The sequence below is a fragment of the Rhodococcus sp. P4_B6 genome, from assembly GCF_056402215.1.
In genome coordinates, this window is record NZ_JBFUHV010000087.1 from 18,650 (window position 1) to 35,426 (window position 16,777).

The 16,777-nt window shown below is 68.3% G+C and carries 14 protein-coding genes and 3 pseudogenes; 8 read left to right on the forward strand and 9 right to left on the reverse strand.

Going from position 1 to position 16,777, the window contains the following annotated elements; translation table 11 throughout:
* Positions 1 to 369: 369 nt before the first annotated feature.
* A pseudogene (locus AC1DWT_RS31095) lies at positions 370 to 815 on the forward strand (acyltransferase family protein); the annotation flags it as partial.
* A gap of 349 nt (positions 816 to 1,164) precedes the next feature.
* Here the strand turns inward: AC1DWT_RS31095 and AC1DWT_RS31100 are convergent.
* Together AC1DWT_RS31100 and AC1DWT_RS31105 are read right to left on the reverse strand one after the other, a co-directional pair.
* Entirely contained in the window at positions 1,165 to 1,371 is a 207-nt protein-coding gene (locus AC1DWT_RS31100) for a hypothetical protein (RefSeq protein WP_206015592.1), read from the reverse strand.
* The gene (locus tag AC1DWT_RS31105; protein ID WP_206015591.1) at positions 1,368 to 1,622 is read right to left on the reverse strand and encodes a hypothetical protein; all 255 of its coding nucleotides are present in this window, start codon (positions 1,620 to 1,622) and stop codon (positions 1,368 to 1,370) included. Before AC1DWT_RS31105 ends, AC1DWT_RS31100 begins: the two co-directional genes overlap by 4 nt.
* A 355-nt stretch (positions 1,623 to 1,977) precedes the next feature.
* On the opposite strand from AC1DWT_RS31105, the gene AC1DWT_RS31110 reads away from it, so the two are divergent.
* The 3 genes and pseudogenes from AC1DWT_RS31110 to AC1DWT_RS31120 form a co-directional block, all read left to right on the forward strand.
* Complete coding sequence (locus AC1DWT_RS31110; RefSeq protein ID WP_206015590.1) at positions 1,978 to 3,459, forward strand: WS/DGAT/MGAT family O-acyltransferase; 1,482 nt, start codon at positions 1,978 to 1,980, stop codon at positions 3,457 to 3,459.
* 399 nt (positions 3,460 to 3,858) lie between these two features.
* A complete protein-coding gene (locus tag AC1DWT_RS31115) occupies positions 3,859 to 4,746 on the forward strand; it encodes an Rv1733c family protein (RefSeq protein ID WP_476748562.1) in 888 nt (295 codons plus the stop codon).
* Positions 4,743 to 5,156: pseudogene (locus AC1DWT_RS31120) on the forward strand (pyridoxamine 5'-phosphate oxidase family protein); the annotation flags it as partial. The gene AC1DWT_RS31115 and the pseudogene AC1DWT_RS31120, both read left to right, overlap by 4 nt.
* A 256-nt stretch (positions 5,157 to 5,412) precedes the next feature.
* On the opposite strand, the gene AC1DWT_RS31125 reads toward AC1DWT_RS31120, so the two are convergent.
* The gene (locus AC1DWT_RS31125) at positions 5,413 to 5,604 is read right to left on the reverse strand and encodes a hypothetical protein (protein ID WP_206015587.1); all 192 of its coding nucleotides are present in this window, start codon (positions 5,602 to 5,604) and stop codon (positions 5,413 to 5,415) included.
* Positions 5,605 to 6,064: 460 nt separating this feature from the next.
* Positions 6,065 to 8,419, reverse strand: coding sequence for a helicase-associated domain-containing protein (locus AC1DWT_RS31130; protein ID WP_206015586.1), 2,355 nt, complete (start codon positions 8,417 to 8,419; stop codon positions 6,065 to 6,067).
* A gap of 566 nt (positions 8,420 to 8,985) precedes the next feature.
* Between AC1DWT_RS31130 and AC1DWT_RS31135 the strand changes: the two genes are divergently transcribed.
* Positions 8,986 to 9,285, forward strand: coding sequence for a hypothetical protein (locus AC1DWT_RS31135; RefSeq protein ID WP_206015585.1), 300 nt, complete (start codon positions 8,986 to 8,988; stop codon positions 9,283 to 9,285).
* 764 nt (positions 9,286 to 10,049) lie between these two features.
* Here AC1DWT_RS31135 and AC1DWT_RS31140 read toward each other — a convergent pair.
* The 3 genes and pseudogenes from AC1DWT_RS31140 to AC1DWT_RS31150 all read right to left on the reverse strand — a co-directional run.
* On the reverse strand, positions 10,050 to 10,544 hold the full coding sequence (locus AC1DWT_RS31140; RefSeq protein WP_206015584.1) for an SRPBCC family protein: 495 nt from the start codon (positions 10,542 to 10,544) through the stop codon (positions 10,050 to 10,052).
* 566 nt (positions 10,545 to 11,110) lie between these two features.
* Positions 11,111 to 11,608, reverse strand: coding sequence for an NAD(P)H-binding protein (locus AC1DWT_RS31145; RefSeq protein WP_241031594.1), 498 nt, complete (start codon positions 11,606 to 11,608; stop codon positions 11,111 to 11,113).
* Between the two features lie 309 nt (positions 11,609 to 11,917).
* Positions 11,918 to 12,208, reverse strand: a pseudogene (locus tag AC1DWT_RS31150) (DDE-type integrase/transposase/recombinase); the annotation flags it as partial.
* Between the two features lie 372 nt (positions 12,209 to 12,580).
* Here AC1DWT_RS31150 and AC1DWT_RS31155 point away from each other — a divergent pair.
* Together AC1DWT_RS31155 and AC1DWT_RS31160 are read left to right on the forward strand one after the other, a co-directional pair.
* Positions 12,581 to 13,234 carry a chymotrypsin family serine protease gene (locus AC1DWT_RS31155; protein WP_477923600.1) on the forward strand — a complete coding sequence of 218 codons (654 nt, stop codon included), beginning with the start codon at positions 12,581 to 12,583 and terminating at the stop codon, positions 13,232 to 13,234.
* A 367-nt stretch (positions 13,235 to 13,601) separates the two neighbouring features.
* Positions 13,602 to 14,009 carry a cupredoxin domain-containing protein gene (locus AC1DWT_RS31160; protein WP_206015582.1) on the forward strand — a complete coding sequence of 136 codons (408 nt, stop codon included), beginning with the start codon at positions 13,602 to 13,604 and terminating at the stop codon, positions 14,007 to 14,009.
* 101 nt (positions 14,010 to 14,110) lie between these two features.
* Here AC1DWT_RS31160 and AC1DWT_RS31165 read toward each other — a convergent pair whose 3' ends face one another.
* Together AC1DWT_RS31165 and AC1DWT_RS31170 are read right to left on the reverse strand one after the other, a co-directional pair.
* Complete coding sequence (locus AC1DWT_RS31165; RefSeq protein WP_477923602.1) at positions 14,111 to 15,433, reverse strand: ABC transporter substrate-binding protein; 1,323 nt, start codon at positions 15,431 to 15,433, stop codon at positions 14,111 to 14,113.
* A 600-nt stretch (positions 15,434 to 16,033) separates the two neighbouring features.
* On the reverse strand, positions 16,034 to 16,315 hold the full coding sequence (locus AC1DWT_RS31170; RefSeq protein ID WP_206015580.1) for a hypothetical protein: 282 nt from the start codon (positions 16,313 to 16,315) through the stop codon (positions 16,034 to 16,036).
* Between the two features lie 221 nt (positions 16,316 to 16,536).
* On the opposite strand from AC1DWT_RS31170, the gene AC1DWT_RS31175 reads away from it, so the two are divergent.
* A partial coding sequence (locus tag AC1DWT_RS31175) for a wax ester/triacylglycerol synthase domain-containing protein (RefSeq protein WP_477923604.1) occupies positions 16,537 to 16,777 on the forward strand: 241 nt, incomplete at its 3' end.

Genomic DNA, 16,777 nt, shown 5'->3' on the forward strand with positions numbered 1-16,777 from the left:
GCATGACCAGTTGGATGAACACCACTGGGGCAGGCGTCGCACACCGCGCGAGGCCGGCGCACTGATGAGCCGGCGCACTGATGAAAGGGGACAAGGTGTCGAAGTCGCCTCACTGGCTGACAATGGGGCCGGACGGAGAGGGACGAGGACGCGGGCTCCTTGGCGAAGGGGCTGACGACCGGGTCGAGAAACTGGGCAGGAGGACCAGCATCTACTCGGCGTCCAGTTCCCCCCGCAACACGTCGAGATGGCACCGGCCGTCTCACGTTGAGCGTCACGCCGATGTGTCCTTCTGATTCGTTCGGTTCGGTGGCTCTGGCGGCCCAGGAAAATGAGGGGCTGCTTCGTGCGGAGATCGCTGGTGGTCGAGTGAATATCGTTGCTGTTCCGGAGCGGCCGCGGCGATTTGGCCGCCGCCGCCTGGACTGCGCGGCGTGGGACGGGGACGCTGGTTCCGGCGGTGTGCGGCCGCGGCCGCCTGAATCCGGCTTTCGCGCGGACATCGAGGGTCTGCGCGTTGTCGCGTGCTGGCCGTGGTCCTCTTCCACGTCGGCGTGCCCGGGATCGACGGCGGCTTCGCCGGCGTCGACATCTTCTTCGTCGTCTCGGGGTTTCTCATCACCGGGCTGCTGTGGCGGGATGTGGCGTCCGCCGGCTCACCCGCTTCTATGGTGCGCGGGCCCGCCGACTGCTGCCCGCCGGGTGTGTCGTGCTGGTGGCCACCGCAATCGGTGCCGCGATCCTGTTACCCCGCACTCCAGGCCCGCCAGGTCCTCAGCGACGGGATCGCCAGCGCGCGGTGTGCCGGGCGTTGGACGACAGGGATGTCCACTGCTACCCGCATCACCCTGCGGTGGTGTGAGTTTTGACGGTGTCCCACAACGGCGCTCGGCTTCGCGAGCTCGAACCGGTCGCCGCGGAGCATGACGCAAGGCGCGGTAGCGCGCACGCATGGCGTTCTGAGGAGGATTCGGCATGACCGGACCCGATCAGCGGTGCGGTGCGCAAACATGTTCCGGCGACTGCGAATGGGATGCCACGTGCCACCGCGAAAGCGGGGTGCACCCGCGACGGATGGGGACAGGGACACCGCATCGGGGCCGATGAGGGCGGCGGGAATACCGCCGCCGCGGCGAGCACGGACCGGGGGTCGGTCCGGTTATCTCACATGCTGTCGAAGATGAGATGTTCGGGGACACCCACCGTCTCCGCCGCGGTGACAGCGTCGAGGAGGTCGTCGGCGAGCTGCCGGAACGTCGCGGATCGGACCCGTTCCCGGGGCGGATCACCCGGGTCGGTGTTCATGAAACTGTGCAGCACGGCGCAGGTGTCGCGCACCCGCTCCAGCGCCCGGCGCTGATCCTGGTTCATCGGCCGCCGGGCCGGCGCCTCACCGTCGACATCGGCCTCTCGCGCGGAGCCGAAGGCGGGCAGGCGTGACCGACTGCCAGTAGCAAGTCGCGGCGGAGCCGCTGATAGGTGATCAGCCACCGGTCGTCGACAGGTTCGTCGCGAAGATACGCGTTCAGGGCCGCACCGTTGCCACCGGTATCCAACCATCGGCGCAGATCGGTCGTGCGGTCCTGCACATGCTGCAACAACGTGTGCGACGAAACGGGCATCGGGTCTCCTACCTCTCGAATTTCCCTGCAGTGAGAATGGATTCGACATGTGTTGCGACTCGGGCCTTTTCGGTGGCCATTGTGAAGCATGCGGGGGCCTGGCGCGAGCGTTTCCCCGGGAATGCGTCCGCCGACCCATCACCGCAGGCGACTACAAGAGCGGTGGACAGGCGTCCAGTAGCCGCGGGCGCCGGAATGCGATACAACTCCACCGAGAGATATCGGTTTGTTATATAAACCACACCTCAACGTGACTTAAAGAACGTCATTACCTTTCCTAAACACCAGGCCCGGAAGGAGCGGGACCGGCGCGCTCCGCCGGTCCTCTCCCCCCGGAAAGAGAAGGGGATGTGCAGTGCTGCTGCCCATGGCGCCGACCGATTCACTGTTCCTGCTGGGAGAATCCCCCGGCCATCCGATGCACGTCGGCGGCTTGGCCCTGTTCACCCCACCCGAGGGGGCATCCGCGGCGGACATGCGGGCACTGTTCGAGACCGCCCTCACCGACCACCGGGTGGCGCCGCTGCTGCGCAGACGGGCCCGCCGCTCACTCACCTCACTCTGCCAATGGGGTTGGGACACCCTGCCGGAGCAGCACGTGGATCTGGAACATCACGTACGCCGCGACGCCCTGCCCACCCCGGGCGGAATGGACCAGCTGATGACCCTCGTCTCCCGGCTGCACGCCACCCTGCTCGACCGCAGCCGCCCGCTGTGGGAGATACACCTGATCGAGGGCCTCACCGGCGGCCGCTACGCCGTCTACACCAAGATCCACCACGCCCTCGCCGACGGCACGTCGGCGATGCGTCTGCTGCAGCAGACGCTGAGCGAGGACCCGCACCGCCGGCACATGCCCGCCCCCTGGCAACCGATACCCCGACTCACCCCGGTCCATTCGCACCAGGGGAGGCGGCCCTCGGCCACGCCCGGTGGTCCACCGACGGCGGCCGGTGGTCTGTCGACGGCGGCGGGTGGTCTGTCGACGGCGGCCGGTCTGACCGGAACAGCGTTCCGCGCCGGCCGCACCGTGGCCGGCGAGGTCGCCGGACTGGTCCCCGCGGCGATCGGCACCCTGGACCGCGCCGCCCACGGCCGCGGCGGGGCGATGTCACTGACCGCCCCACACACCCTGCTGAACGTGCCGATCGGCGGCGCCCGCCACGTCGCCGCCCGCACCTTCCCGCTCGAGCGGATCCGGCTGCTGGCCAAGCACGCCCAGGCCACCGTCAACGACATCGTCCTGACTCTGTGCTCCGGAACCCTGCGCGCCTACCTGTCCGCCCGCGGCGCCCTCCCCGACCAGCCGCTGATCGCGATGGTCCCGGTCTCGCTGCGCCCCACCGACACCGACACCACACCGGACTCCGGACCCGGGGGCAACCGGGTGGGGGTGCTGATGTGCAACCTGGCCACCCACCTCCCCGAACCGGCCTCCCGGCTCGACACCGTCCGCACCTGCATGCACGAGGGCAAGGCGGCGCTGCGGGCGATGAGCCCGGCACAGGCACTGGCCATGTCCGCGCTCGGTGCGGCACCGCTGGGAGTGGAGATGCTGATCGGACGCCGCGGCCCGTGGCGTCCCCCGTTCAACCTGGTCATCTCCAACCTCGCCGGGCCGCGAACGCCGTTGTTCTGGAACGGCGCCCGCCTCGACGCCCTGTACCCGGTGTCCATCCCCACCACCGGGCAGGCGTTGAACATCACCTGCATCAGCAGCGACGACCAGATCGTCGTCACGCTCACCGGCTGCCGCCGCGCCCTGCCCGACCTGAATCCCATGCTCGATTCCCTCGACAGCGAACTCGACCTCCTCGACACCGCCGTCGGCCTCTGACACAACACACGCCGCACGAGGCCGGGTCCGGCACACCGCACCACGTCGACGCCGGGGTCCTGTCCCTCGCCGAACCTGCGTCCCACCGTCATCACCACCCACCGAACCACGGTCAACGGCTCCGCGAACGCCTCCCCCAGCTCTCACGCTGACCACTGCGGCGATCACCGCCACCCGGTCCACCCCTCTTGTCTGAGGTCCTCCGAAGAACAGCGCGCGGGAATGCACCGCCTCCGATTCCGCCGCACAATCGAGGGAGACGAAGCGGAATCCTGCGGGAGGTGGGTGATGCGCCCCGACGAACCGGCACCGGCGCCCACACCGATCCGGTGGTGGCGACTCGGCCCCTGGAGCCGCAACCGCCTGATGCGCCGAAGCGACCGCTAGGAGGCCACACTTGTGCTGCTCACCGCGGTGCTGGTACTGCTGCTGATCCCGTTCGCCGCCGCATTCGGCACCGCGACCCATACCCGGCTGCAGCACCAAACCCAGGCAATGCGCGCCGGCGTCCACCAAATACCGGCAGTCCTTCTCGAGGACACCCACCCGGCACCCGAGACCACCGAATACTCGCCGCGCGCCACCGGCAACCGGGACAGTGCCCGAGTCCGCTGGTCGACACCCGACGGGCAGCGCACCGCGGCTGTACCCACCGACGCGCCGGCGAAGGCCGGCCAGGCGATCACCATCAGCGTCGGCGCCGACGGCAACCTCACCGGTCCCATCCCCAGCAACCGGGAGAACACAATCGTGGCCGCGACCACCGCGTGCGGGGCATGGGCACTCGCAGCCGGCGCACTCCTACTCCCACGGCACTCGCACACGCGATCCTCGACCGAAACCGCATGCGGCACTGGGCCCGCGAATGGAATCAATTCGACCTACCACTGCGACGACCCCCGCACCGGGTCCGCTGATCCCGTCCTGCCGGCGGCCCGGGCGCACCCGACCCCAGCAACCACCATCACTGCCCCGCGAAGGACGCTCCCCCCGCCGACAGTGAGTGGACGATCACCGGCGTGGGTGGTCATCGTGTCAGCGCGAGAGCCGAGGCCCGCGGCGGCACAGCACGACGTCGCAGTGCTCCGTCTGATGGGGCGGGTTCGACGTCACCCTCGTCGGCGAAGACCAGACGCCCCTCGCCGACCGCGGAACCCCCGGCGCACCCGGCCCCAGTCGGGACTCGGGGACTGGCGCGTCGGGGTGACCTTGTCGCCTGTTGCCACACCCGGGGGTGAGTTGATTGTTGTAGTGGTCGGACCCTTCGAGCGGAGGAGACCGTCATGACCACGACCGCCCCGGACGCGGTGCTCCCCGTGGCCGAATGCATACGCCTGCTGCGGTCGGTTCCGGTGCGGCGAATGGTCTTCACCGAGAACGCGGTCCCGGCGTTGCGTCCCGTGACTTTCGCCGCCGTCGGCGGCGAAGTCGTCATCCCCACCGATGCCGAGTGGTTCGAACGCTTCGACGGGGAGTTTCTCGCATTCGAAGCGGAGGGCATCGATCCGATCACCCGCATCGGATGGAGTGTCATTGCCATGGGCCACGCCACCCACGTGTCCTTCGCGGACGCCGCGGCCCGATTTCACGGTCGGCGCGCTGTCCCGTGGTCGATCAATCCCGGCGACTGCCACCTCGTCATCGACATGGAATACGGGACCGGCCGATACGTCACACTGACACGCCGCCACGGTGACGGATTGACTTCTATGAGAAGGCGATCCGCCGCATGTACCGACGGGCGAGAACCCGCCTATGGGCGGGTCCGGTCGGGCGCGCCGAACCCGTGGGGCCCCGCTGACGATCTCGACCGGTGGGTTCAGTCACGACGCACCGAGGCAGTGTCCACATGATCCTCTACGAGTACAGCCGTCGCGGTGTCGACATCGGCGGCCCCGAGCCGAACGACGCCGACGAGGCGCTGACCGAGCGAGCCTGGCAGTTCTGCCGACCTCACTCGATGAGGGTGACCGGTACCCCGGGGGTGATGAAGAGGTGGTGCCAGGAACCGTCGTGGGTGAGGGACATGGCCACGCCCATGGACTGTCCCTCGACGAGCTTCCGGAGCACGTCCCGGGTGGCCCCGAATCGGGTTTGGCTGACGTCATAGGTGACGCCGTTGAAGATGAGCCTGGGCACGAGCATTCTCCTGATAGTGGCGTGAACGCGGGCGAGCGGGCGGAGCCGAGTTCCCTCATCCGCGACGACATGCGGGCCATCGTGCGTGAGGCATCGCTCAGCTTCGGCTGGGCACCAGCTGCGGATGAGACTGGGGTTCGGCTCATTGCTGCCACGAATAGCGAGCGGAGTCGCCGGCGTAACGAGGAGGCGAATCGTCGAATTCTGGCTGACGAAGTTTGGTCTACTACCGCCACAACAACGGAAGAAAAATCGTGAGTGACGAGGCGAGCTATCGAGGCGCCGTGTACCCGCTCGCTGATGCCACCGCTACCAGTGCCCTCAAGGACGCCGTGAGCAGCGTCTTCTCCGATGGTGGACGCGGAGGATTTGTCGGCTTGTCGGCCGTGCGGCGTTCACCTCACCGCATCCGCGTGCCGCCGAGCAGTCGGATCGCGCTGCCTCGCTGTTTCCCGAACGCGTGATCTCAGAGCCCGGCCCCGGGTGGTCCGGAAATCGAGATCTGCGCCACCGGAAAGTCCTCGTACCGTTCGGTCGTGGCACTCCACGCGGTCAGAGTGTCCCCCCGCAACTTCGCACTGTGGACCAGTTGCGTGCGCCCCTCATGGGTGATGTGCGCGGGCCGGCCCGCCACCAGCTCCCAGATCGCCTCGGCCTCCCCACAGCCGCGCAGCGCGGCGAAGGAGGGAAACCGTCCGGCGGGGTCGAGCGGTGCGCGGTCCGCCGTGGCGGCGAGGTGGCGGGCATGTCGGTCGGGATCGGCGGCCGCGATCCCGATAGCGTCGAGCTCGCGGCCGCCGGCGGCGGACTCGGTGGTCGGCGGCGCCGAGATCAGCACGCTGCCGTCGACCTCGCGGACAACGGGCGCGTAGCCGGCCGCGCGCAGCGCGGACAGCATCGTGCCGGCGTCGCTACGCGAGGCCAGCACCGTCGGGGCCAGCGTGGCCAGTCCCAGCTTGCCGAGTTTCCGGTTGCCCACCAGCTCGCGCAGCAGCGTCGGGTCGTCGGCGACGACGGCGCAGCCGAGCTCCACCACGCCCACCTGCCCATGGGTGCGGGCCACATCGCCGATCAGGTACTCCAACGCCTGGGGTAGGCCCGCGGGTGCGATGGACGTCAGCTCACCGATCAGGTCCGAAGCGGTTGTTCCCCGATCGAACGCGGCCCGGATGCTGTCCGGCGTGAACCGCCAGGTCGTGGCCGCCCCGCGGGACTCCCGGGCGGCGACACCGTCCAGGAATCGCGACAGGTCGATGGCCGGCGGGCCGAGGACCACCGCGGTGAGATCGGCACCGATCACCGCGGACGTGTGGGCGCCGGAGGTCAGCTCCGCGGTCGCGGCCGCGAGGGTGCCGGTGTGCAGGGCCCGGCACAGCGCGGTAGCGGCGCCCAGCGCCAGTAGACCGAGCAGCTCGGCCTCGCGGACGGCCGCGGTGAGAACGTCCCCGACGATGTCCTCCCCGATCAGCGGGGCCCGCCAGCCCAGCAGACCGGCCAGTTCCGCGATGTCCGACACTCCCCGCCCGGGCCCCAAGGTGGCATACACGTCGACCAGTTCGTGACGCAGGTGCCGGTACACGGCGCTCTCGCCCAGCTCGGCGGCCACCGTCGAATCCATCAGCACCGACCGGTCCGACTGCCACCAGGTGTCGAGGAGGGCGCGTCCCCGCGTCGCGGCGTCGGCGGATCGCCACGCCGACACCGCGGGACCGGGGATCAGGCCGGGCGAGGGTTGCGGCGGCGGCCGCTTGCGCCCACGGCTCCTCGGGGACTCCGGTGGCGGTGCCGGCGCGAGCACCGCGGTGGCCAGGGCCAGCTCCACGGCGAGCCGCACCTCCTCCACCTCGACGGCCCAGTTCTTCGCGAACGTGCGCAGCGTCCGCAGTCCCACCGCGCCGGACTTGATGAGTGGAATCGGCTCGGTCGTCGCCGTATCCACCAGCGCGGTAACCCGCTCGATCATGCGCAGCAGGCGCGCCGCGGCCTCGGCGTCCACGTGCTCGGTCGGCACCGGGTGGTGCGCGAGAGGCGGCGGTTCGGGATGGAACGGGAGCCGCCACCGCTCCCCGCGCAGCGCCAGCGCCACCTCCAGCGGCAGGTCGGCCGCGCCGTCGTGGCTCGGCCACAGCACCCCGCGCGCCACAGCCCAGTCCCCGGGCTGCTCCCGCGCGGTCGCGGGGTAGGACCCGAAGTACGTCGGGAAGTATTCCAGCGCGGCCCCCTGCTCGGCGCACTGGAGGAGCAGATCACGCTCACGGGGCGGCGCGGCGTCGACGAGGGTGCGGACCGCATCGGGGTCGCAGAAATAGGTGGCGAGGCGATCGACCACGACTTTCTTGGAACCGTCGCCCCTGATCTTCAGTTTCGCGGCCAGCGCGCGCAGCCTCTCCAGCGTGGTGTCCGCGAGCAGCACGCGTACGGGCCGGCCCAGCCCCGCGCCGACCGCCGGGAACTGGGCGGGTGTCGTGAGCTCGCCGTCGGCGGTGACCAGGGTCAGGGCGCGCTCGTGCAGGTCGTCGAGGAACGCCTGGACCACCCCGGGGTCGCTGCCCAGCCACGTCGACACACCGGCGGCGGTGACCGGGAGCCCCAGCTGCTCGACAAGGGTGAGGGCGCCGAGCACCTCGGTGTGCGGCTGCGGCAGGCGCATGTAGGCGGTCACGATCGATTCCCGGCTGTGCAGTCGCTCGGCCAGATCGGCGACGTCCGCGGGCCACGGCAACGACAAGGCGTCCGGGCGCCGACGCAGGACCGTGGCAAGTCGATTCTCGTCGAGTGACCTCAAATGGGCGAGCAACGCGTCGACGTCATGAACGGGCACCGGCCCGAGACTAGTGGCTGCCGCCGTTCGTCGGCGGGTTGCCGGGCGGCGGCGTCGAGGGATGGTCGCCGATCCCATGCGGAACCCGCGGTCGGGCGGAGCGGTGCTGTACTTGCTCCGCATCCGCACCGACCTGCCCCTACTCCCCCCGGCCGACGCCGAGAAGGTACTCGCCGACCTCGGGCGCCGGCCACGGCTGCGGACCGATCGCTACGCCCGCTCCCCACCCTCCGGGCCGCACGGCTGGGGCAGTGGGACCTCTGACCACCTGCGGACATATCGGACCCCGCTCATAACGGACGTTCGGGTGCCTCCTCGGTTGTCCGGTGACCACCCGTCAGTCGGACACTGTGGAGGTGGCCTCGAATGATCGCCGGGAGCAGCACCAGCGCGCCCGGGCGTCGACGCTCCCCACCAGGGGCGAACCGGATTTCCTGGAATGGCCCGTCCAGTTTCGCCCCGCGAGCTGGCGGTCGATTCGCTTGCTGCTGTGGTGGGTAAGCCGGGAAGGAATCCACCCCGACAACACCCTGCCACGGGTGACGCGACCCCCAGGAACCGATCCGATGACCATGCAGACTTCACACCGGCACATCACCACAGATCATGACGAGATCCGCCGTTGGGTCGAGGCGCACCACGGCGCACCGGCGCGCATGGCGAACACGGCGACCGCCGGTGTCCTGCGCATCGACGTCCCCGGTCACGGCACCTCGGGACTCGAGCCTATTTCCTGGCATGAATGGTTCACCGTATTCGACGGGCAACGTCTGGCCCTGTGCTACCCGGATCCGCACATTCACGGCGGCACCAGTGCCTGGTTCGAACTCGTGCACCGCGATATCGGGGACGGAGTCTTCTCCTGACGTAGTGCCACTCCGGGAGGCGGTTCGCGGGGAACCACACGCACCGGAGCGCGCCGTCGATCCCGGCGAGCGCTACGCATCCGTTCCGAATCTGTGCAGCGGCCGGAATTCGGCATACGACCCGCCATAGGGCGCAGGAGTTCCACGCGCAGTCACGATACGTGTCGGGAAACGATCGTTATCCTTCCTCGACACGCTGCGTGTCGATGAGGTTCGGTGGCACGTCGATCCACGATCGGATGCCGACGGTGACATGCCCCCACGGCGAGAGTCCTGCTCGGTCACGCTGGGTGAACGTGCAGATCCCGGCTGTAGGCGACGGTGACTCGAGACCCTCCGATGCCGGGGTGTCCGGTTTACTGCCTCGAGATGCGAGGTCGATTCGATCATCCGCCGGATCGAGTGAGGCATGCGGCGTCGTCGCGGGGGCGGACCCGAGCTGGAGCCGGTTCGCCAGCGCCGGGAAGCGAGAGCATCCGCCGGCGGCGCACGCCGATCGTGCGGTGTGCGTGGGGAGGATCAACGTCGCCGCGGATGCGCGATTTCGGCGACCCGGGAGTCCTGCGCGGCGGGCGGGACGCAGCGGTACGCGTGGAGAAGTCGCTGGGGACCCGCCTCGATTCGCCGGGTACGCTTCAGCGCCCCCGTGGCGGTCGAGGCTGGCTCGCCGCCGCGGCGCGGGGACAGGTGTCGGGCGGGATGCTGGGGCCGCAGTTGATCAAGGTCGCGGGGGTGTTGTGTGCTGAAGTGCGTCGGCGGTGCGTTCATCCGGTCGCCGCGCTTCCCGGATCCCAGGGGTGGGTCGCACGGATGTCGGCATTGAAGTCCTCGATCCGGCGCCGCAGGTTCAATTCGGTGTAGCCGATGGCTTGGGCGGCGAAGGGTTCGAGGAGTCGACCGAGGGCCTTTCCGGTCAGTCCGCTGGGGAGTTGGTAGCTGAAGTCCACGGTCAGTTGGGTCTCGCCGACCCCGGTGGCGGTGAAGCGCCAGATCGAGGTGTTCCTGAAGCCGTCGATCGAGTCGAGGGCGATCAGTCGGTTTCTTTCCCAGGCGGTGATCGTGAGGATCGAATGGAGGGTTTTGAAGCCGACCTGCATGGCGGCGTCGAAGGTGGCGCCGAGGCCGTGGTCGAGGGTGCCCGTGGGATCGAATCGCGAGATGCCGAACACCCAGGTGGGGACGTTGCGGTAGTTGCCGATGAAGTCGAACGCGACGTCGATCGGCACGGTGGCGACCGCGCTGTGCTGTGTGTGCATCATCTTGTTCGCCTTTCGGTGTTGTTGCACCGAAACCGGGGCTTACAACGACCCGCGGATCGACTGTTCGATCGTGCGGCCGTCTCCTGAACACCTCGTCCGGGCACAGCACCACAAGGAGCGTGGTCTACCGGATCGGCACATCCAACGTCAGCGACCAGTTCGCCGCACAGTGTGGGCCCGCCCGAAACCGCGTCCCAGCTGTCGCTGGGCACGCCCCGCGCTCGCACATGGTCGGCCCACCCGTGGTCGGAGCCAGCCCCGACACCGTTCCGTCGGTGCGGCGAACTTGCCAACATCAAACATACTTGTGGTATGTTATTGGCGCAATACAGTACTTGAAGTTTCCCAATTCTCCAGACACAGATCTCTCGCTTCCGTTGACCGCGGCGCCGCGTTCGCCGGATTCGGTATCGAGTGGTCGTCACCTGTTGTGGTTGCCGCAGACGAGCTCTGGGTTGTCGTCCACCCGTGGCCTTCGAGCCAGGTAAGGATTGGTTGTGGCAGTTCGACGCTGGCCTCGTCGGTGCCGGTGACCAGGGGGCCGTCGCCACATCGGCTACAGCTGATCACCAGGACGTGGCCGTCGGGCTGGCAGCGGGCGCAGTGGTGTCGCTCGCGGACCCGGTGGCGGCCGTCGAGGTGCAGGCACCGCAACGTCTGGGTCTCCGGCAAGGCCGCTGTCGACCTCGAGGGCGACGGGGTGCAGTCCGCCTACATCTACCCGGGTACGTATTGGCTTGCCAGGGCAGACCGGACCAGTTCACGAGGTGCTCGGCGAGCCAGTGCAGTCGTTGGTGCCGGGACTCCTCGGTGCTCGTCGATGTCATCTGCGACACCGTCATCTGCGACATGTTCACCACCTCGAGATCGCCCCGCTCGTCGGCGATCTCGCAGACAACCGCGGCGGCCTCCAGGTAGTCCGCGGAGACACTCATATTGAAGAACACCCGCGTCACGCCGCGTAGCGCCGCAGCAACCTCGGCAGGGCGAGTCAGATCGCCCACCACGATGTCCGCTCCCCACTCCCGCAGGGCGTCGACACGGCCGTCGTCGCGATGAACCATCGCCCGCACGGGTGCGCCGCGACCCAGAAGCAGCTCGGCGACCAGCCAGCTGATACTGCTGTAGCCGCCCCCACCCCGGTCAACAGATACGGTGGCCGTTCATTCATGATTGACTCCCGTTATCTGCGTGACGCACTCAAACCCCGTCCCGCCTCGCTGATAACCGACGCAGTTGTGGGGATGAGCGTGCACACCGGCCAGTCCCGCTCCCCTACAACGCTACGACCGGACGACACGCGTTGACCACCGAAGCAGTCGCCTCTGCAGTTTCTCGCACACCGGTGTGCAGGCGCTGAGATCGTGGCAGCATTCCCGACCAGATTGATGGGAGTTCTCCGCCGGATTGTTCGAACATTTCGACTGCCGATGCTCCACCGACGACATCATGTTCCGGTGCTCGACCTGGTAGGAGCCGAGTTTGTCGGTGACTGGTACCCGCGGCCGACACCCTTGCTTCTTCAACAGTTTCCGGAAGAACCGAGTCGCAGCCCTACCGTCCCTGCGAGCCTGCACCAGGATATCGAGGACGGCCCCATGCGGGTCGACGGCCCTCCACAAGTACCGGCGTGCCCCGTTGAYCGTCAGGAAAACCTCGTCCAGGCCCCTCCTACATATCCCAGTGCCGTACGGGTTCCATCGTCACCGTCCGCGCCGGTCTGGTGGGATCGATGCTGATCGGAGGACACTTACAGGGTGTGTTCCGGTCGACCCCGACCCCCTGTGTGCCGGCGAGCCCGTGGGTTGCTTCGGTGGGTGGCGGGCGGGTCGTCGATCCGGTATCCATCCCGAGCTTCCGGAACATGCACCCACACAAGCGAATGCGAATCGGGCCCAGCCCGGGAACGGTGGTCGGTGATGGATGTGGAGCACCCGCGGTGCGCGGGAATCGATCTCCGAGACCGGCCAGGTGTATGGGTCGATCCTGGTCGAGGCAGATGCGACCGTCGGRGTSGTACCGGGAGGGCTCGAGCAATGTTGACACGATTCGCGGCGGTGGTCGCGGCGACGATCGGCCTTCTGGGGACCGTGGCGGTGGGTGTCGCGACGGCGGCGCCGCCGGTGGTGATGGGCGGTGGGACGGGGATTATCGTCAACGACGAATTGGTTTGCTCGCTCACGACGATCGGTCACGACAATTCGGGCCGGCTGGTCGGGTTGACGGCGGGGCACTGCGGTGCCGTCGGTGCGTCCGTGGTGGCGGAGACCTCGCAGGACAGTGGTGTGGTCGGCCGTTTCGTGGTGTCGAATCCGGCTCTCGACTACGCGGTGATCCAGTTCGATCCCGGGAAGGTGACTCCCGTGAACCGGGTCGGCAGCGTCACCATCACGGGGATCGGTGCACCGGCCGGGTTCCCGCAGGTGGCGTGCAAGGAGGGCCGCACAACCGGCAACACCTGCGGCATCGTGTACGGGGACCTGCTCGGTACCGGGGAGACCTGGACGCAGRCGTGCGTCGTCGAAGGTGATTCGGGCGCACCGGTGGTCGTCGGCACCACGCTGGTGGCGATGGTCAACGCCTACCTCGTCGCGTCGTGCGTGGGCCCGGAGGTCGGCACCAACATCAGTKCRATCGTCGCCGACATGAACGCCACGGGCGGGTACGGCGCCGGCTACCGGCCCATTTGAGCCTGAATCCGTTGATGAGTGATCTCGGCAGCTCAGAAGGCCCCTGCCAGCAGCGACGAGGGGTTCAGGTCACCCGGTCCGGGTTCGTGGTGAAGAGCCGCGACAGCACCGGCGCAGCGGTACAAGGAGTCGGCTCGGGTGGCCTCGGCAGATCGGGGTGGCCGAGACCGAATGTGGCGGCGCTCTCCGGGTCCTATGCTCAACGGCGGAAGACTGTCCTGCATTGTCGAGTTCACATTGTCCGGTTCATTTCGATTGTCTTGGGCGGCTCACCGTGACGGTGCACCGATCGCGTGGTCGACGGGTGCTGCATGCCAATGCGGCACCGGTAGCGTGCGCGCACGAGCGTCGGGGCGGATGCGGCGCGATGATGGTCTGCGCGCTCGCCGTCGGGTTGGCCGCGGCCTGCAGCTCATCGGCGAACCACACACCGGCCACGTCGGTGGCCACCGATTCCTCGACGCCGTCGGCAGCCGCCGAATCCGGCACCACACCGGGCCCCGACGCGGCGGCGGCGATCACCATCGAGGGCTACCGCTTCGCCACCCCCATAGGGGTCGGGCCCGGCGCGCAGGTCACCGTCAAGAACGAGGACACCGTCGAGCACAGCGTCACCGCCGACCGGGGCGACGCCTTCGGTCGGGACGTCGACGGCGGCGGCACCGCCGTGTTCACGGCCCCCACACGGTCGGGGGCCTACCCGTTCCACTGCACGTACCATCCTCACATGCAGGGTGTACTCGTGGTCGTGGCGTTACACCGTGGACAAAAGTGAGAGCACRACGGCCGGTCCTCGGGGTGGACCCGGTGCTGTTCGTGGCCGCGAACGAGCGTCGAGAGCACCACCCGGTCGCAGCCGTTGTGCGGGATGGGCGATCACCCGCCGACGACGATGTATCCCTCGGTGGTCAGCTTGTTGTCGGCGCCGAACTTCAGCTTGCCGTACGAACCGATGGACGGCTCACCCGCGGCGGTGAAGTCGAGCTTGCCGGTGATGCCGTTGTAGTCGATATCCGTGCCGGCCGCCGCGAGCGGCAGGCACTCCTGGTACGACGTGCACGCGGTGCCGCCCTCGGTGACGGCGTTGATGTTCGCGGCGATGTCGCGACCGGCCGTCGACTTGGCCTGCTCGGCGGCGAGCGCGGAAATGACGACGGCGTCGTACGCCTCGCCGGCGTAGTTGAAGTCGATCAACCCCGGGTTGATGGCCTTGAGGCGATCCTGGAAGGCCGGGCCGACGTCGGTGAGGGGCGTGGTGCCCTGCATCCCGTCGAGCAACGGCACGGCGACCGACTCGCCGAGTGCGTTACCCATGTTGCCGTCCACGCCGTAGACCTTCATGCCGTCGGACGGGCCGATGCCGACCTCGTGCATACGGGTGATGATCTTCGCCGACTCCTCGAACCCGACCACCGCAATGGCGTCCGGGGCAAAGTCCTTGACCTGATCGATCTCCGAGTTGAACGACTGCGCGTTGGGGTCGTAGATGATCTTCTGGATCTGGTCCTCGGGGATGCCCGCGTCGACGAGGTTCTTSWSGATGTTGTCGGCGAGCCCGGTKCCGTACGGGTCGTTGAGGGCCAGGATGGACACGCGCTGRCCGCCGTCGTCCGAGATGAGTTGCGACACAGCCTGAGCCTGCARSACGTCGGTGGGGGCGGTGCGGAAGTACTGCCCCTTGTCCGGGTAGCAGACGAACTGGTCGGACGTGTTGGCCGGGGAGAACATCACGACGCCGGCGCTGGACACCTTGTCGATGACCTTCAGCGACACCGACGACGACGCCGCACCGATGATCACCTGGGTGCCCGCGGCCAGTTCCCGGTCCACCGTGGTGTTCGCCGTATCGGTGGTGGTGTCGCCGGAGTCGCCGGGAATCAGCTGGACCGGCTGGCCGAGGACCCCACCGGCGGCGTTGACGTCGTTGACGGCGAGCTGGGTGCCCGCCACCATCGGCGGTCCGAGGAAGGCGAGGCTTCCCGTGTCGGGGAGCAGGGTGCCGATCTTCAGCGGCGCCGTGGACGGGGCACCCGCTGCCGCCGCTTCTTCGGGGGTGCAGTCGGTGGAAACAGTGGTGGCCGAGGCAGAGCTGTCGCTCCCGTCCGCGGAGTCGTCGCCACTGTCCGAACTACAACCTGCCAGTGCGAGTGATGCCGCGCCGAGCACCGCGGCCGCCCGCACGAAGGTCYGTTTAGCCATCCAAACTCTCCTTCGATCACCTGAGTGCGGGCGCGACCCGAATCGGCGTTCGCTGTGGGTCTCAACACGCTACGCCGATTCCGGGCCTCGACTCCGGAGAGCGCCCCGGGGTTTGTGTTCGGTGCGACACCCGTCGGGACGTCGAAAATTGAATCGACCGCCCGGTGGGGCCGTCATTGCCGCGCGCGGCTCGAGTTCGACGTAGATGAGTGTTGCGTTGTACGTCGCGAAATGGGATCTGACCAGCCCAACCCGGCTCGGTCATCGAGCATGGTCGGGCCCCTGGGACACCGTCATCAGATCGCGGAGCCCCACACCGGCGCTGGACTTGCTCGTCATGACGACGGAGAACCTGTCCGCGTCGTTGCGTGCCCGGTATTTGCTACCGAGAACCCCTCGGTCCCGTCGAGGATGGATGCTGCCCAGTCCCGGGTGAACCGGTAGCCGACGGGGCCGCATTTCGTCCGCTGCCGTCGGTGTCGTTGCGGTGTCACCGCTCGGGCGATCGGTGATCCGACGTGCGGCGCCCTGGGCGTCTTGTGTGAGAGTGCCCGCGGCGCGGTCGAGTCCGATGCGTTCGGGGCGGGAGAGTCGGGTTGATCACCCGAGGACTGGGGCAGCTCCGTAGTTGCAACGGTCCGCGAGGGCGCTGCAGACGTGGTGTGTCCACCGCCGGCGGTCTGCGGCGCCGCTCTGATGGGTGATCGTGATCCGTCGCGGCCACAGGTCGGGCGCCTTGCGGGCGGTGTCGTCGATCGGCCCGAACTCGAGGGAGACGTGAAGATCGCGATCGGCCGTCGGGGTGACGATGATGCGGCCGGGTTCGCCGCCCATCTCGGTCCCCGCGCCCAGTATCACGTCGATGTAGTCCTGCCCGCACATCTCGGGTCCTCCGTCTCCTCGCGGACCGCGGGAGGTCTCCACCGCATCGCTGACGGCGGGGAAGCGCCGCACCGCGTGCCGTTCACCCCCACTGTCGGCTCATTGTGAGGATTGGGTTAACTCGTTGTTGGGAGGCACCGGAGGTCAGATCCGCGCGGTAGCGTGAGCTGTACGCCCTGTGAGCTGCGGGCGCCGTGGCTCACGCAATCCCGATACCGCTCATGCACCAGCTCACTTCACTCGATGCTCAGTTACTCGACGCCGAGACCTCGACGACCTTCACCCATGTCGGGGCCCTGATTGTCCTCGGCCCCACGACGCCGGTCCGCGGGCTCGCGGCCCCGGATCTGCGGGCGCTGGTCGGTAGCCGATTGCACCTGGTGGGGCAGCTGCGGTTGCGGCTGCAGGAAGTACCCCTCGTACTCGACCTGCCTTACTTTGTGGACTCGGAGTCCCTCGATC